The 15,441-nt window shown below is 63.2% G+C and carries 12 protein-coding genes; 5 read left to right on the top strand and 7 right to left on the bottom strand.

Annotated elements, in window-relative coordinates:
* Positions 1-341: 341 nt before the first annotated feature.
* Positions 342-1,400, bottom strand: coding sequence for an NAD(P)/FAD-dependent oxidoreductase (locus HDG34_RS00060; RefSeq protein ID WP_184056654.1), 1,059 nt, complete (start codon positions 1,398-1,400; stop codon positions 342-344).
* A gap of 242 nt (positions 1,401-1,642) precedes the next feature.
* On the opposite strand from HDG34_RS00060, the gene HDG34_RS00065 reads away from it, so the two are divergent.
* Entirely contained in the window at positions 1,643-2,080 is a 438-nt protein-coding gene (locus tag HDG34_RS00065; protein ID WP_184022732.1) for a carboxymuconolactone decarboxylase family protein, read from the top strand.
* Between the two features lie 41 nt (positions 2,081-2,121).
* Here the strand turns inward: HDG34_RS00065 and HDG34_RS00070 are convergent, their stop codons facing one another.
* Positions 2,122-2,982 (bottom strand): LysR family transcriptional regulator, encoded by an 861-nt coding sequence (locus HDG34_RS00070; protein ID WP_184056658.1) that lies wholly within the window; start codon positions 2,980-2,982, stop codon positions 2,122-2,124.
* A 148-nt stretch (positions 2,983-3,130) separates the two neighbouring features.
* Here HDG34_RS00070 and HDG34_RS00075 point away from each other — a divergent pair, with 148 nt between their 5' ends.
* The 4 genes from HDG34_RS00075 to HDG34_RS00090 all read left to right on the top strand — a co-directional run bounded on the left by HDG34_RS00075 (position 3,131) and on the right by HDG34_RS00090 (position 7,273).
* Positions 3,131-4,528: a DHA2 family efflux MFS transporter permease subunit gene (locus HDG34_RS00075; protein ID WP_221309003.1), complete on the top strand. Its 1,398-nt coding sequence runs from the start codon at positions 3,131-3,133 to the stop codon at positions 4,526-4,528.
* Positions 4,529-4,622: 94 nt separating this feature from the next.
* Complete coding sequence (locus tag HDG34_RS00080; RefSeq protein ID WP_184056661.1) at positions 4,623-5,552, top strand: LysR family transcriptional regulator; 930 nt, start codon at positions 4,623-4,625, stop codon at positions 5,550-5,552.
* 77 nt (positions 5,553-5,629) lie between these two features.
* Positions 5,630-5,857 (top strand): hypothetical protein, encoded by a 228-nt coding sequence (locus tag HDG34_RS00085; protein ID WP_184056664.1) that lies wholly within the window; start codon positions 5,630-5,632, stop codon positions 5,855-5,857.
* 222 nt (positions 5,858-6,079) lie between these two features.
* Complete coding sequence (locus tag HDG34_RS00090; protein ID WP_260320938.1) at positions 6,080-7,273, top strand: glycosyltransferase family 2 protein; 1,194 nt, start codon at positions 6,080-6,082, stop codon at positions 7,271-7,273.
* 103 nt (positions 7,274-7,376) lie between these two features.
* Here the strand turns inward: HDG34_RS00090 and HDG34_RS00095 are convergent, their stop codons facing one another.
* The 5 genes from HDG34_RS00095 to HDG34_RS00115 form a co-directional block, all read right to left on the bottom strand.
* Complete coding sequence (locus HDG34_RS00095) at positions 7,377-8,684, bottom strand: MFS family transporter (protein WP_184056667.1); 1,308 nt, start codon at positions 8,682-8,684, stop codon at positions 7,377-7,379.
* Positions 8,685-8,940: 256 nt separating this feature from the next.
* On the bottom strand, positions 8,941-10,464 hold the full coding sequence (locus HDG34_RS00100) for a SpoVR family protein (RefSeq protein ID WP_184049337.1): 1,524 nt from the start codon (positions 10,462-10,464) through the stop codon (positions 8,941-8,943).
* Positions 10,465-10,708: 244 nt separating this feature from the next.
* Entirely contained in the window at positions 10,709-11,980 is a 1,272-nt protein-coding gene (locus tag HDG34_RS00105) for a YeaH/YhbH family protein (protein WP_184022725.1), read from the bottom strand.
* A 162-nt stretch (positions 11,981-12,142) separates the two neighbouring features.
* Positions 12,143-14,065 (bottom strand): PrkA family serine protein kinase, encoded by a 1,923-nt coding sequence (locus HDG34_RS00110; RefSeq protein WP_184056670.1) that lies wholly within the window; start codon positions 14,063-14,065, stop codon positions 12,143-12,145.
* A gap of 583 nt (positions 14,066-14,648) precedes the next feature.
* Positions 14,649-15,410, bottom strand: a complete 762-nt coding sequence (locus tag HDG34_RS00115) for a 2-keto-4-pentenoate hydratase (RefSeq protein ID WP_184056674.1) — start codon at positions 15,408-15,410, stop codon at positions 14,649-14,651.
* Between the last annotated feature and the right edge of the window lie 31 nt (positions 15,411-15,441).

Below are 15,441 nucleotides of genomic sequence, written 5' to 3' on the forward strand. Positions count from 1 at the left end.
CGCGATAGCTAGCGGGTCATGACGGAAAACGTCGCCGCGCTGCGGTTTCGGCTTTCCGTTTTGGCCTTCGTTGGCAAAAACAGGCGTGTCAATTGAAAAAGGTATTCACGACGCGGCGGGCTGCGCGATCGGCCACCATGAGGCCAGCAAGAAAGAAAGACAAGGCCGCGAGCGCCGCGGCCGCTGCGAGTCGACCCGCTGGAAAATACTGCCAGCCGCGAGCAACACGAGCAGATAACAGCGGGCCGACCGTCGCGTGATGCCAACGGCCGGCCCGGCTCGACATCGCTGAGAATCGGCACGCGTCGCCAATCGAAACTGCTGCTGCGCTGGCGCGCCCGTCAAGCCGCCGCGCCGATCTTTTCCGCGAGCTTCGCGTCGTAGCTCGAATGAACATGCACGCGTTTCCTGTCGGGATACGCGTACGCGTACGCCTTGCGCAGCGCGAGCGACGCCTCGTGAAAGCCCGACAGGATCAGCTTCTGCTTGTTCGGATAGTTCGCGATGTCGCCGACGGCGAAAATGCCCGGCCGCGAGCTTTCGTAGTTCGAAGTATCAACGTCGACGCGCCCGCCATGAATCGTCAGTCCCCATTGCGCGATCGGTCCGAGATCGGCGACGAGTCCATACAGCGCGATCAGATGGTCGGCTTCGAGCTGTGTCTCGCCGTTGACCTGCCGCAGCGTCAGCGAACGCAGCGCGCCGTCTTCCACATCGAGCGCCGCGATCCCGCCGACGACGAAGTCCATCTCGCCAGCGTCGACCGCGCGCCGCATCAGCTCGACGCTCGAATCGGCCGCGCTGAAGCCGGCGCGCCGATGCACGAGGGTCACGCGCCGCGCGACCTTGCGTAGTGCCAGCGCCCAGTCGAGCGCCGAATCGCCACCGCCCGCGACGACCACGTTTTTGTCGGCGAAATCGGCGAGGCGCGGCACGCTGTAGTGCACGTAGCGCTGTTCCAGCGGCACGGCCTCGGGGAGCGGGAGCTTTTGCGGGACGAACGCGCCGTTACCGGCGGCGAGCAGGATCGCCGCGACGTCGAACACGAGGCCGCGCTGCGTGCGCACGGTCCAGCGTCCGTCGTCGCGCTGCTCGACCGTGTCGACGCGCTGTTCGAGATGAATCGGCACATCGAACGGCTTGCATTGCGCGACCAGTCGCTCGACCAGTTCGCGCGCGGTGCACGCTGGAATCGCGGGGATATCGTAGATCGGCTTCTCGGGATACAGCTCGATGCATTGGCCGCCGACCCGTCCGAGTATGTCGACGATCTGACAGGTGAGGCCGATCACGCCGGCCTCGAATGCCGCGAACAGAGCCACGGGACCGGCGCCGACGATCAGGACATCGGTGCGGATCGGCGAGGTGGGCACAGCGGACGGATCGGTGGCAACGGTCATGGGGCAGGTCTCCGGATCACGGTGAAAGGCGCAATGGAAGCGTCGATGACCCACCATACCGAATCGGCCCGCACGCGGCAACGATGCCATCGTCGACGGTAAGGGTGCTGGGCGTGCCCGCTCAACGCCCGAAAGTGGCTACCTGAAAATACCTGGAATCGGCCATTCTTATGATCCAAACGACGGACTAAGCTAACACCTGTCCGATGCATCGCATCGTCAAACCCGCCCAGGAGCCCATCATGGAACAACGTCTCGACTTCTACAAAGCCAATCCCGCCGCGATCAAATCGCTGCTCGGCGTCGAAGAGCGCATCGGCAAATCGTCGCTCGAAAAATCGCTGACCGAACTGGTGCGGTTGCGCGCGTCGCAGATCAACGGCTGCGCGTATTGCGTCGATATGCATACGGCGGACGCACGCAAGGGCGGCGAAACCGAGCGGCGTCTCGCGACCGTCGTCGTGTGGCGCGAAACGCCGTTCTTCACGGACCGCGAACGCGCGGCGCTCGAGTGGACCGAAGCGCTCACGCTGGTGTCGCACGATCATGTGCCCGACGCGGTATGGCAGGCGGTGCGGCCGCATTTCAGCGACGAGGAACTGGTCGACCTGACGCTGCTCGTCTCGGCGATCAATGCATGGAACCGCTTCGCGATCTCGTTCCGGAAGATGCCGGCCTGAGCCTCGGCATGACGGCAGCATGAGGCGACGCACTGCCCGCCTCACTCCCCGATCCACGACCCGCGCAGATCGCTGTCATGCAGCAACTGCAGCAGCGTGCCCGCCGGGCGACTCAAGCGCTTCGCCGCCAGCGCGATGAATTCCACCGACGGCAGCGTCGGCAGTCCGGCCGCATTCAACGGCGGCGCGAGGCCGCGCGCGGTCAGATACTGCGGCCGCACGGTGATGCCGAGTCCGCCGCGCGCGGCCGCGATACAGCCGGAATGACTGATGCTCGTGCAGACGATCTGCCAGCTCGCGCCGGCTTCGGCGAGCGCATCGAGCACGACCGCGCGCGTCACGCTCGGCTCGGCGACCAGAATCAGCGGCAGCGGCTGACTCAGATCGACGAGCGTGCCGGTCCGCGCGAGCCATTCGAGACGCCCGGTGAAAAGCGCCACGCCGCGCCGGTCACCGAGCCGGCGCTTGCCGACCAGCAGATCGATCGCGCCCGCGTCGAGCAACTCGTAGAGCCTGCCCGTCATGCCGATCGTGATTTCCAGTTCGACGTCGGGATGCGCGTTGCGAAACGCCGCGAGCACGGTGGGGAGCGGGCCGAGCGCGATGTCGTCCGACGAGCCGAGCCGCACGCGCCCCTTCAGACGCGGCGCGCGAAACTGCGATTCCGCGCGCGACAGCGCCTGCAGGATCACGCTCGCATGCGCGAGCATCGCTTCGCCGTCGGGTGTCATCGCGAGCGAATGGGTGTCGCGCACGAACAGGCGCCGGCCCACGCTCTGTTCGAGGCGCCGGATATGTTCGCTGACGCTCGACTGCGTCAGGTCGAGCCGCCGCCCCGCTTCGGTGAAGCTATGGCAAGCCGCGACGGTCGAGAAGGTCTTGAGCCAGATTGGATTGAGCATGCTTGATTGTGGCGCTGCTTATCGGCATTGTCGATAACAGTCAGCGGGCTTAGTGGGGTTCCCGATTGACGAGGATGTCAATAAGATGACGGAATTCCGCCTGGCCCCGCTCTGGCGGCGCTTTGCCGCCGCGCCCGCTGTCGAAAACATGACCAAGGATTCCTCTCAAACCGCCCTACTATGGATCGTCGCCGCCGGCTTCTTCATGCAGTCGCTCGACACGACGATCGTCAACACCGCGCTGCCGTCGATCGCGAACAGCCTGCGCGTCGCGCCGCTCGCGATGCAACCGGTCGTCGTCGCCTACACGCTGACGATGGCGATGCTGACGCCCGCCTCCGGCTGGCTTGCCGACCGCTTCGGCACCCGCCGCGTCTATTTCGCCGCCATTCTCGTGTTCGTGCTCGGCTCGATCTGCTGCTCGAGCGCGCACACGCTCGGCCAGCTCGTGATGGCGCGCGTGCTGCAAGGCCTCGGCGGCTCGATGCTGCTGCCGATCGGACGCCTCGCGGTGCTGCGCAGCGTGTCGGGCGAGCAATACGTGTCGGCGCTCGCGTTCATATCGATCGCGGGGCAGCTCGGCCCGATCGCCGGGCCAACGCTCGGCGGCTGGTTCGTGCAGGCGATCACGTGGCACTGGATCTTTCTGATCAACGTGCCGATCGGCGCGCTCGGTCTGTACGCGGTGCATCGCTTTCTGCCGTCGCATGACGAGGCGCAGGCGCCGCCGTTCGATGTGATCGGCTGCGCCCTGCTGTCGTCGTGCATGATCGCGTTTTCGCTCGCGATCGACGCGCCGGTCCCCTCGCATCGCGCGGCGTGGTCGGCGGGGCTGTTTGCGTTGGCCGTCGCCAGCGCGCTCGCCTACATTCCGTACGCCAGAAACCGCCGCGATCCGCTGTTCAAGCTGTCGCTGTTCGGCGAGCCGAACTTCAGCGTCGGCCTGATCGGCAACCTCGTATGCCGGGTCGGTTCGAGCGCGGTGCCGTTCCTCGTGCCGCTGCTGCTGCAATTGCAGCTCGGCTACTCGCCGCTGCACTCGGGTCTGATGATGCTGCCCGCGGCACTCGCCGGCACGCTCGCGAAACGCTGGATCGCGCCACTCGTGCGCCGCTACGGCTACGACACGTTCCTGCTCGTCAACACGGTCATCGTCGGCTCGGCGATCGTCGCGTTCTCGCTGATTTCGCTCGGCACACCGCTCGTGATTGAAATCGCGATCCTCGCGGTGTTCGGCGCGGCCAACTCGATGCAGTTCGCGGCGATGAACAGTGTCACGCTGAAGGACCTGTCGCACGAAGACGCTGGCATGGGCAATAGCCTGTTCTCGATGGTGCAGATGCTTGCGATCGGGCTTGGCGTGTCGATCGGCGGCGGGCTCGTCAATCTGTTCGCGACGCAATGGTCGGCGGCGCTCGGCTTCCGGCTCGCATTCGTGTGCGTCGGCGCGATCACGCTCGTGTCCGCGTGGATCTTTCGCCACCTCGACGACCCGTCGGGCACGCGCGTGATTCGCGGCCAGGCTGCGCCGAGCGCGGGGCGTTGAGACGCGACGCGTTTCATCGCGTGCCGGCGCACGCATTCGAAAGGTCATAGCGTTAGCATGTCGGGCATCCATGGCTACCAGGCAGGGAGCCCCGATGCCATTTGATGAGCGCGTGCTGAACGGCATGGGCGTCCTGACTGCGATCGTCGATTGCGGCGGTTTCGCGGCCGCCGGTGAAGCGCTCGACATGTCGCAATCGGGCGTAAGCCGCTCGGTCGCCCGGCTCGAAGCACGCCTCGGCATTCGTCTGTTCGACCGCACCACGCGCTCGGTCACGCTGACCGACGAAGGCCGGCGTTTCTACGAGCAGATCGTGCCGCTGCTCGGCGGACTCGAGGAAGCGGCCGCCTCCGCCGCGCACGGCGCGACCGCGGTGCGGGGCCGTCTGCGCGTCAACATGGACCCGTTCTTTTCGCGGCTCGTGCTCGGGCCGCGCCTCGGCGGCTTCATCGACAAACATCCGGACCTGCAGCTCGAACTCGTCACGCGCGACCAGTTGGGCGACATGGTCGGGGACGGCTTCGATGTCGCGATCCGCTTCGGCGACCCGCCGGTGTCGACGCTCGTCGCCCGCAAGCTGCTCGATACGCGCATCCTGACCGTCGCGGCGCCGTCGTATCTGAAGAAGCATGGCAAGCCGGCGAATCCGGGCGAGCTCGAAGACGGCCGGCATATCTGCATCAAGTTTCGCGATCCGCTCACCGGTTATCCGTTCAGCTGGGAATTCCATCGCGGCCGCAAGCAGCTCGCGCTGACGCCGCAGGGGCGGCTGACCGTCAACGACGTCGGCACGCTGCATAGCGTATGCATCGCGGGCCAGGGCATCGCGCAGATTCTCGCGCTCGGCGCGGAGTCGCTGCTTGCGAGCGGCAAGCTGATCGAGCTCTTTCCGGATTGGGGCGACGAGGTGTACCCGCTGTATGCGCTGTATCCGTCACGGCACCATCCGCCGGCCAAGGTGCGCGTGTTTCTCGACTTCATCATGTCGCTGACGGGCGGCAGGCCGCGCCACGCGGGTGCCTGAGCGCGCAACGTCTGTTTGCTCCCGCCCGGGTCCGCGTCTTGCTGTCGGAGGCTTGTCTTCCCTCCAGGAGAGCAGCGATGAGCAAAGCGACGGAAAAATCCCAAGGCGAAGCAAACAGTGCGGCCGACAACGAATCGAAAAGCGAGGCCGGCGCCCAGACCGAGGATTTCGCGCATCCGCACCGCGCCGTGCATAGCGACAACGCGAAGAGCAAGATGCCCGAGCGCCACGACGAAGGTCACAAGCAGTCCCCGGCGGACCGTCCGGGCAAAAAGCCCGGCGAGGGCGAACCGTCAGTCGGTTGAAAAAATAGAACCTATGAGCGGCCCTGGCTGCGTCGCGCACCCGGGCCGCATCACTTTTCCCTTCCAGCACCTTTCTGTAAGCAAACATTTCTTCCTCATTTTTACCGAATATTTTTTTGACGCCTTGGACTATTTTGCTGCTTGCAGCAAGGTGTGCGCCCTGCGAACCGGCTGCCGCTTTCCGCCGGTTTTTGCCGCTTCCGATCGATAAAAGGCGTCATCATGTCCAACGCGTCAAGTTCTCCCCTCGCCCGTGCGGCGCTCGCCCATGTGTCCATCTGCGTGCCCACCTGCAATCGTCCCGACCTGCTGATCGAATGCGTCGACTCGTGCCTCGCGCAAAGCTATCCGCATGTCGAAATCGTGATTGGCGACGATTCGACGGACGCGCGCTCGCGGCAACTGATCTTGCAGCGTTACCGCGACGAGCCGCGCGTGCGCTACGAGAAGCACGAGCCGCCGCTTGGCCAGGCGCGCAACGTGTCGAGCCTGTTCGAGCGGGCGCGCGGCGACAAGATCCTGCTGATCCACGACGACGATCTGCTGACGAGCGACGCCGTCGACAAGCTCGTGTCGCTATGGCAGCGCTATCCGCGGCTCGATGCGGCATTCGGTGCGCAATACGAAGCGGATCACAATGGCGCGATCGATCTCGCCGCGAGCGCGCGCCTGAACGAGGCGTTCCGGCGCACTCACGCCCGCGAGGGTCTCCAGCCGCTCGCGGGCCGCACCGGCCTGATCCAGATGTTTCCGAACAATGGCTGGATGGCCGACGCGCGGCTCGTCAAGCGGGTCGGCTACGACGCGCGGTATGGCGTCTGCTGCGACTACGTGTTCGGCACCGAGCTATGCCTGGCCGCGCGCGAGGTGTTTTATCTGCACGACTATGTGTCGGTGTATCGGAAGACCGCGACGTCGGTCTCGCACAGCACGCGCGGCACGAGCATGGCCGCAACGTTGAGCGCCTATGCGTTCGTGAAGTCGCTGCGTCTGCCGGCGCCGCTCGAACCGTCGCGGCGGCAGGCGCTGCGGCGGCTCGCACCGATCGTGGTGTCGATTCACGCGAGCAACGGCGAGGCGCGCGCGGGCTGGCGCATCGCGCGCGCGCATCTGTTCGCCTACAACTACGGCTTTAGCGCGCGGCTTTACTACCATCTGCTGATGCTGGCGCGCGCGGCCTGGCGTGGCCGTCTGCCGATGCCGCGCGCCGCGGCCGATGCTGTCGCCGGCGTAGCGGCAACGCCTTCGATGGCGACGGTCGCGGCGGTTGGCGCGGCCACGGTGAATGAGGCCGCGAGGGTCGATGCGTTCGTCGACGATGGAACAGGCCGAGAGCTTGTGCGACCTGCTGCATGCATGGGGGACACGGATCGTCGTCAATTAAGCGAAGCGCGCTGCTCCTCGCTTGCGGATTGACGCGCAAACGTCGATGCCATGAAAAACGGCGGCCCGGTTGCCCTGGACCGCCGCCTGAACGCTGCCATCGCGGCACGACGTTTCGCCGTGTCCGACTAGCGGTTCACGGCTCGTGCCGCAGATACCCTGCCGACGAGGGATCGCGCATGCGCAGCGACACGATACCCGCGAGTGCACACAGCGCCGTCACGTACCAGAAGAACATCGTCTCGACACCGGCGGACTTCAGCCACAGCGCGACATATTCCGCCGAGCCGCCGAAGATCGCATTGGCGAGCGCATACGACAGCCCTACGCCAAGCGCACGCACTTGCGGTGGAAACATTTCCGCCTTGATCAGGCCGCTGATCGACGTATAGAAGCTGACGATCGCGAGCGCCACCACGACCAACGCGAAGGCCGCATACGGGCTCGTCACGTCTTTCAGCGCATGCAGCAGCGGCACCGTGCCGAGGGTCGCGAACAGGCCGAAACACAGCATCGAGCGGCGCCGCCCGATGCGGTCCGACAACGCGCCGAACGCCGGCTGCATCAGCATGTAGACGAACAACGCGGCGGTCATCACCGAGCTCGCGGTCTTCGCGTGCATGCCGGCCGTGTTGACCAGGTACTTTTGCATGTAGGTGGTGAACGTATAGAAGATCAGCGAGCCGCCGGCCGTGAAGCCGAGCACCGTCATGAATGCGGTCTTGTGCTCCCACAGCCCGCGCAGCGTGCCCGCTTCCTTGCGCTGGCGCATCGCCGCGGTGGTGGTTTCATCAAGGGATTTACGCAGATAGAGCGCGATCAACGCGGCGAAGGCGCCAATCACGAACGGCACACGCCAGCCCCACGCCTTCAGCTCTTCGGTCGTCAGCGTCTGTTGCAGGGTCACGAGCACGAGCAGCGCGCACAGTTGGCCGCCGATCAGCGTCACATACTGGAACGACGCGAAAAAGCCACGCCGGCCCTTCAACGCGACTTCGCTCATATAGGTCGCGCTGGTGCCGTATTCGCCGCCCACCGACAGCCCCTGCAACAGCCGCGCGAGCAGCAGCAACGCCGGCGCGAGCGCGCCGATCTGCGCGTAGGTGGGCAGCATCGCGATCACCAGCGAGCCGCCGCACATCATGAATACCGACACCATCATCGCGGTGCGGCGACCACGTTTGTCGGCGAGCCGCCCGAAGAACCAGCCGCCAATCGGCCGCATCAGGAAGCCCGCGGCGAACACGCCGGCCGTGTTCAGCAACTGCGTGGTCGTGTTGCCGCTCGGGAAGAACGACGGCGCGAAGTAAAGCGCCGTGAACGAATACACATAGAAGTCAAACCACTCGACGAGATTGCCCGATGAAGCGCCGACGATTGCAAAAATGCGGCGCCGCGTGTCGTGCGTCGAGGCCACGACGTATTGTTCGGTTTGGTCGTTCATGCTGGTGTCTTTCCTTATTTAAACGAGGAGGACGGTCGTGGCGCCGCCTTGATGTCGCGCGCCCGGCCTGAGCGGCCGTCGCAGGTGCGCGAATTTTACATAAATGAAAGCAGAGGAAGGTCTTTTGTCAGCGTGGCCTGATGAAAGCCCTGGGTCGGCCGGATTTGCGCACCAATAGAACAAAGCCCCTGCCAGTTGGGGACTGGCAGGGGCTTGACGGGCGACACGAACCGCTCAGGCGGGAGTCAGGCGGCGCTCATATTCTCACGGACGGCGGCATATACCGGCAGTCGTAGCGTTTTCTGACGGTACCGTTTTCGTCGACGCTCTCGAGGTACACGTCGAACTGCCACAAGCGCGCCATGTGCTTGAGCACCTCCTCGCTATCCGACGACAGGTGCCGGTTGTCGCTCATGAAATGCCTCAACGTCAGGCTGCGATCGCCGCGTGTATTGACGGCCCACACCTGAATGTTCGGCTCGCGGTGATGCATGTCGTACTGCCGCGACAACGCCTGGCGCACGTACTGGTAGCCGCTATCGTCGTGAATCGCCGACACTTCGAGCGCGTCGCGCATGTCGTCGTCGAGCACCGAGAACAGGCGCATTTCGCGGATCAGATGCGGCGACAGATACTGCGCAATGAAGCTCTCGTCCTTGAAGTTGCGCATCGCGTAGTGCATCGCGGGCAGCCACGGACTGCCGGCCAGATTCGGAAACCACTTGCGGTCTTCGTCGGTCGGCGCTTCGCAGATGCGCCGGATATCGCTCATCATCGAAAAGCCCAGCGCATACGGATTGATGCCGCTGTAATACGGCTTCGTGACCGGCGGCTGATAGACGACGTTGCTGTGTGAATGGAGAAACTCCATCATGAAGCCGTCTTCGAGCTTGCCCTGGTTGTACATCGTATTGAGCAGCGTGTAGTGCCAGAACGTCGCCCAGCCTTCGTTCATCACCTGGGTCTGCCGCTGCGGATAGAAGTACTGACCGATCTTGCGCACGATCCGGATCACCTCGCGCTCCCACGCTTCGAGCAGCGGCGCGTTTTTCTCCGCGAAATACAGCAGGTTTTCCTGCGGCTCGGGCGGATAGCGCCCCTCGACCTCTTCGGGCAGCGGCGTATGGCGCGTGGGCAACGTGCGCCACAACTCGTTGACCTGCGACTGCAGATACGCCTCACGTTCGCGACGCGCGGCGAACTCCTTCTGGAGCGACAGCTTCTGCGGCCGCTTGTAGCGGTCCACGCCGTAATTCATCAGCGCGTGGCACGAGTCGAGCAATTCCTCGACGCGATCGAGCCCATAGCGCTCCTCGCATTCCGCGATGTAATTCTTTGCGTAGACGAGGTAGTCGATGATCGCGTGCGCGTCCGTCCATAAGCCGAACAGATAGTTGCCCTTGAAGAACGAGTTGTGACCGTAGGCCGCATGCGCGATGACGAGCGCCTGCATCGTCATCGTGTTCTCTTCCATCAGATAGGCGATGCAGGGGTTCGAATTGATGACGATTTCGTACGCGAGCCCCATCTGGCCGCGGCGATAGCTTTTTTCGGTAGCAAGGAAATGTTTGCCGAACGACCAGTGACGGTAGTTCACCGGCATGCCGACGGACGCATAGGCATCCATCATCTGTTCGGCGCTGATGAGTTCGAGCTGGATCGGATATACGTCGAGCTCGTATTGCTCCGCTACACGGGCAATATGCGAGTCGTACTCTTCGATCAATTCGAAGGTCCAGTCGGACGGGCACGGCAGAGGCCGTCTATCGGCTACGTTCATACGGACTTCCCTTTGCCCTCGTTGGGCGTTCCGGTGTGTCCCGTGCTGCAGCATCGCGGACTGCTCCGGCGTTAGCGGCTCCCGTGCTGGCCGCTCCTGCCTCGGCATGCCCCGACTGTCGCTGCGGCACGCCTTTGTTGCGCTGCGGCGCGGTCATACGGCGGGTCGCCCCTGGGTCACCCCTTGTCGTACGAATCGCCGCGCGCTTCGTCGTTCAGGTGCTTCGTGCGCCACCAGCATCCCATCAAGAAGTCGCCGCCTGCTTCTCGAACAGCTCGCGAAACACCGGATAAATATCGGCCGCGGTTTCGACCTTCTTCATCGCCATGTGCGGTTGCGACAGCGCCAGTTGCGCGTATTCGAGCCACAGATTCTGCTCTTCGGGCGTCACCTGAATATACGCAAAATACCGCACCTTCTCCAGGATGTCATCCGAGAGTATTTTGCGGCACTTCGGCGAGTCGTCGGTCCAGTTGTCGCCGTCGGACGCCTGGGCGCCGTAAATGTTCCATTCAGTCGGCGAGTAGCGCTCGTCCATCACCTTGCGCATCAGTTCGAGCGCGCTCGACACCACGGTACCGCCGCTTTCGGTCGAGTGGAAAAACGTGTCTTCGTCGACTTCCTCGGCGCGCGTGTGGTGGCGGATGAACACGACTTCGATGCGCTCGTAGTTACGCTTCAGGAACAGGTACAGCAGGATGAAGAAGCGCTTCGCGAGATCCTTGCGCTGCTCGTCCATCGAACCGGACACGTCCATCAGGCAGAACATCACCGCCTGGCTCGACGGCGTGGGCTGCTTCACGCGATTCACGTAGCGCAGATCGAACGGATCGATGAACGGGATCCGCCAGATGCGTCCTTTCAGATGGTGGATGTCGTCTTCGAGCAGCTTGATCTCGTCGCGGCGATCGGCGGGATCGGCCTTCAACTCTTCCAGCTGCCGCTCCATTTCGTGCAGTTGGTTGACGAGCGGCGCGCCGAGCGCGATGCGCCGGCCGAGCGCGCTGCGCAACGAGCGCACCACGTCGATATTGTTTGGCGTGCCCTCCGCGGCCCAGCCCGCGCGGACGCTTTTCCACGTCGGCACGGCCATCAGATGGGTCTTGACGAGACGCGGCAGTTCGAGGTCGTCGAAGAAATACTGCATGAACTCTTCGCGGCTCAGCTCGAACACGAAGTCGTCCTGACCCTCGCCCTCGTTGCTGGCCTGACTGCCTCCGCCGCCGCCACCGCCGCCTTGCGGGCGCTGGATCTTGTCGCCGCGGATGTAGTCCGAGTTGCCGGGATGCACCATCTCGCGCCGGCCGCCCGGTCCATGACGGAACGACGGCTCCGCGATGTCCTTGCGTGGAATGGTGATGCTCTGGGTGTTCTGGATGTCCTTGATGCTGCGATCGCGCACTGCCTCCGAAACGGCACGACGAATATAGTTTTTGACGCGGCGCAAAAAGCGCTCACGGTTCGCAATACTCTTGTTCTTGCCTGCCAACCTGCGGTCGATGATTTGATGAAGCACGCCCGGTCTCCCGTCCATGCAACCGCGATTCCCTGCGGCCGCACTAATATTTCGGGTGCGCGAGACGCCCGCCGCGCAGTGCAATGCTATGCGGCTTGCGCCTCGCCGGTTGCCCGTACGGTCGAACCGTACGGGCGGCACACCATGAGTATCATGCGCGCATCATGACGACTTGCGCACGCGCAGATACCAATCGCACAGCAAGCGCACCTGCTTCGGCGTATAGCCCTTCGCCACCATGCGATTGACGAAGTCTTCATGCTTGCGCTGCTCTTCGGCCGAGCCTTTCGCGTTGAACGAGATCACCGGCAACAGCTCTTCCGTGTTCGAGAACATCTTCTTTTCGATCACGACGCGCAGCTTCTCGTAGCTGATCCACGCGGGGTTCTTGCCCGCATTCGCAGCCCGCGCACGCAGCACGAAATTCACGATCTCGTTGCGGAAGTCCTTCGGATTGCTGATGCCCGCGGGCTTCTCGATCTTCTCCAGCTCGGCGTTCAACGCGGCACGGTCGAAGCTTTCGCCGGTGTCGTGGTCGCGGAACTCCTGATCCTGGATCCAGAAGTCCGCGTACGTGACATAGCGGTCGAAGATGTTCTGACCGTACTCCGAGTACGACTCCAGGTACGCGGTCTGAATCTCCTTGCCGATGAACTCCGCATAGCGCGACGCGAGCACGTCCTTGATGAAGGACAGATACTTCTGCTCGGTTTCCGGCGGGAACTGCTCGCGTTCGATCTGCTGTTCGAGCACGTACATCAGATGCACCGGATTGGCCGCGACCTCGGTCGAGTCGAAGTTGAACACGCGCGACAGAATCTTGAACGCGAAGCGGGTCGACACGCCGGTCATGCCTTCGTCGACGCCCCCGAAGTCGCGATACTCCTGATACGACTTCGCCTTCGGGTCCGTGTCCTTCAGATTCTCGCCGTCGTAGACCTGCATCTTTGAGAACAGGCTCGAGTTCTCCGGCTCGTGCAAACGCGTGAGCACGGACAACTGCCCCATCATCTTCAGCGTGCCCGGCGCGCAGACCGCGCTGGCGAGCGACGAGTTGCGCAGCAGCTTCTCGTAGATCTTGACCTCTTCGCTATAGCGCAGGCAGTACGGCACCTTGACGACGAAGATCCGGTCGAGCAGTGCCTCGTTGTTACGGTTGTTGCGGAATGCCTTCCATTCCGATTCGTTCGAGTGAGCGAGGATGATGCCGTCGAACGGAATCGCGCCGAAGCCTTCCGTGCCCTTGAAGTTGCCTTCCTGGGTCGCCGTGAGCAGCGGGTGCAACACCTTGATCGGCGCCTTGAACATTTCGACGAACTCGAGCAGGCCCTGATTGGCGAGGCACAGGCCGCCCGAGTAGCTGTACGCGTCGGCATCGTCCTGCGCGTACTGTTCGAGCTTGCGGATGTCGACCTTGCCGACCAGCGACGAAATGTCCTGATTGTTCTCGTCGCCCGGTTCGGTCTTCGAGATAGCGATCTGGCGAAGGATCGACGGATAGCGGCGCACCACGCGGAACTTGCGGATGTCGCCGTTGTACTCGTGCAGGCGCTTGACCGCCCACGGACTCAGAATGCCTCGCAGGTAGCGACGAGGAATGCCATATTGCTCTTCGAGGATCGGACCGTCTTCCTCGTAGTCGAACAGACCGAGCGGCGATTCGTTGACGGGCGAGCCCTTGATCGCATAGAACGGCACGCGTTCCATCAATTGCTTCAGACGTTCCGCGATCGACGACTTGCCGCCGCCGACCGGTCCTAACAGATACAGGATCTGCTTCTTTTCTTCGAGCCCCTGGGCCGAATGCCGGAAGTAGGCGACCACCTGCTCGATCACCTCTTCCATTCCGTAGAATTCACGGAATGCGGGGTATACCTTGATGACCTTGTTCGCGAAGATACGCGATAAACGCGGATCGTTGCGAGTGTCAATCTGTTCCGGTTCTCCGATTGCCGTCAACATGCGTTCGCCCGCGGTGGCGTACGCGGCGGGATTGTCTTTGCAGAGCGCGAGATACTCCTCGAGCGAGAGTTCGTCCTCCCGTGTTTTCTCGAAGCGGGTCGCGAAACTGCTGTAGATATCCATGCTACCTCCTCGCCGAAGTCTGGGGCGATGTCGTGCGCGGCGCGCTATTCGGAAACGACATCGCTCGAATTCATCCTAAACCCTTTTAAATTTTTTTTCACGGACTACGTTGCGAAAATCGCGCCGTAACCGCCACCCTACAATCCTCACTTGGAAACAGAGATTCGACCACCTACAATTTTTTTACTCACACAGCAACCAGTCACATCATCTGCTGCACCGCTGTATCGCTACTTTCTTCAGCACCGCATCGCTATTCAGTGCTCCTGCAGGACTTCGCCGGACCGCTGCATCGCGTCAAGTCACCGCATTGCTATTGCACATCCCGTACCCGCACCGTCGACCCGCCACCAAAATGCGGCTGTCTGCGCACGCACACTTCGTCACAAAAAGCATGCACGTGACGAACTCGCGGCGCTCTCATAGGTGTGGAAGCGGCAAAGTTGCAACAAATGCATTCGAACAGGTTGACGATTCAAAGACTGCCACCGTTTCAAATTCGCCAAAAATAAAAACGGCTGCACGCGGGCAGCCGTTTGGAATCAAGCGTTGTAATTTGCGGTTACAAGCGCCGCAGCATCGATCAGGTCAGTTCAATTTCCACTTCACCCAATCCGTCGATATGACCACGCACGATGCCGGGTTCGTCGATCTTGTGCGCGCCGACGTATGAACCGGTGGTCAAGGTCCAGTTAACCTCGATCGTGATGCCCATCGCCGCGCAATGGTTGACGAACCACACGAGCAGCTCGCGCGGATCGCCTGCCGGATTGCCGGTCACTTCCGGTATCAGCGAGCGGCCGTTGAAACTCAGCTCCAGTTCCGGCGACACGAAGTCGAAGCCGCGCGCGAGGCTCGCATAGACGGCCGGATGGCCGGTGATCAGCGCGCCGTTGTTCTGCGCGTCGGCCAACTGCGCGAGCGGCGCGACGTTCGGCCATTCGGCGAAGCGGCTGTCGACGATCTCGATGGCCGGCAGCACGGCGCCGACCTTCGACAGTACCTCGTCGCGCGCATACGCCTGAGCGCGCGGCTCGATCGTCACGTCGAAGCGGAACGCGATCTCGAGCTCCACCAGCACGCGAAAGAAGCCGTCATGCGCGAGCCTCGCTGGCGACGGCATCACCAGCGAGGCCGGAATCGGTGCGCCCGACGCGGCGCCGCCCGGCGACTTCGCGCCGATCTTCCAAGCGCCGGTCGACTCGCCGAGGCCCTCGATCACCGCCTGCTGGATCGCGTAGGCGGTCGCCGCGTCGGGCGGCAGGCTGTCGGGTGCGGGCGCGTCGATCGGCCGGCGCTGCCGGCGTGCCTCGACGAGGCGTTGCGCAAGATCGTATCGCGTCATGTCGGTTCTTTGTGGCTGGCGCATGGCAGGG

Source organism: Paraburkholderia sp. HC6.4b (genome assembly GCF_014200875.1).
GTDB classification, from domain to species: domain Bacteria; phylum Pseudomonadota; class Gammaproteobacteria; order Burkholderiales; family Burkholderiaceae; genus Paraburkholderia; species Paraburkholderia tuberum.

What these genes read in the sequence shown, in the direction of transcription:
- HDG34_RS00060 (WP_184056654.1), bottom strand. Translation starts at nt 1,400, where the DNA reads ATGACCGTTGCCACCGATCCGTCCGCTGTGCCCACCTCGCCGATCCGC.
- HDG34_RS00065 (WP_184022732.1), top strand. Translation starts at nt 1,643, where the DNA reads ATGGAACAACGTCTCGACTTCTACAAAGCCAATCCCGCCGCGATCAAA.
- HDG34_RS00070 (WP_184056658.1), bottom strand. Translation starts at nt 2,982, where the DNA reads ATGCTCAATCCAATCTGGCTCAAGACCTTCTCGACCGTCGCGGCTTGC.
- HDG34_RS00075 (WP_221309003.1), top strand. Translation starts at nt 3,131, where the DNA reads ATGACCAAGGATTCCTCTCAAACCGCCCTACTATGGATCGTCGCCGCC.
- HDG34_RS00080 (WP_184056661.1), top strand. Translation starts at nt 4,623, where the DNA reads ATGCCATTTGATGAGCGCGTGCTGAACGGCATGGGCGTCCTGACTGCG.
- HDG34_RS00085 (WP_184056664.1), top strand. Translation starts at nt 5,630, where the DNA reads ATGAGCAAAGCGACGGAAAAATCCCAAGGCGAAGCAAACAGTGCGGCC.
- HDG34_RS00090 (WP_260320938.1), top strand. Translation starts at nt 6,080, where the DNA reads ATGTCCAACGCGTCAAGTTCTCCCCTCGCCCGTGCGGCGCTCGCCCAT.
- HDG34_RS00095 (WP_184056667.1), bottom strand. Translation starts at nt 8,684, where the DNA reads ATGAACGACCAAACCGAACAATACGTCGTGGCCTCGACGCACGACACG.
- HDG34_RS00100 (WP_184049337.1), bottom strand. Translation starts at nt 10,464, where the DNA reads ATGAACGTAGCCGATAGACGGCCTCTGCCGTGCCCGTCCGACTGGACC.
- HDG34_RS00110 (WP_184056670.1), bottom strand. Translation starts at nt 14,065, where the DNA reads ATGGATATCTACAGCAGTTTCGCGACCCGCTTCGAGAAAACACGGGAG.
- HDG34_RS00115 (WP_184056674.1), bottom strand. Translation starts at nt 15,410, where the DNA reads ATGACGCGATACGATCTTGCGCAACGCCTCGTCGAGGCACGCCGGCAG.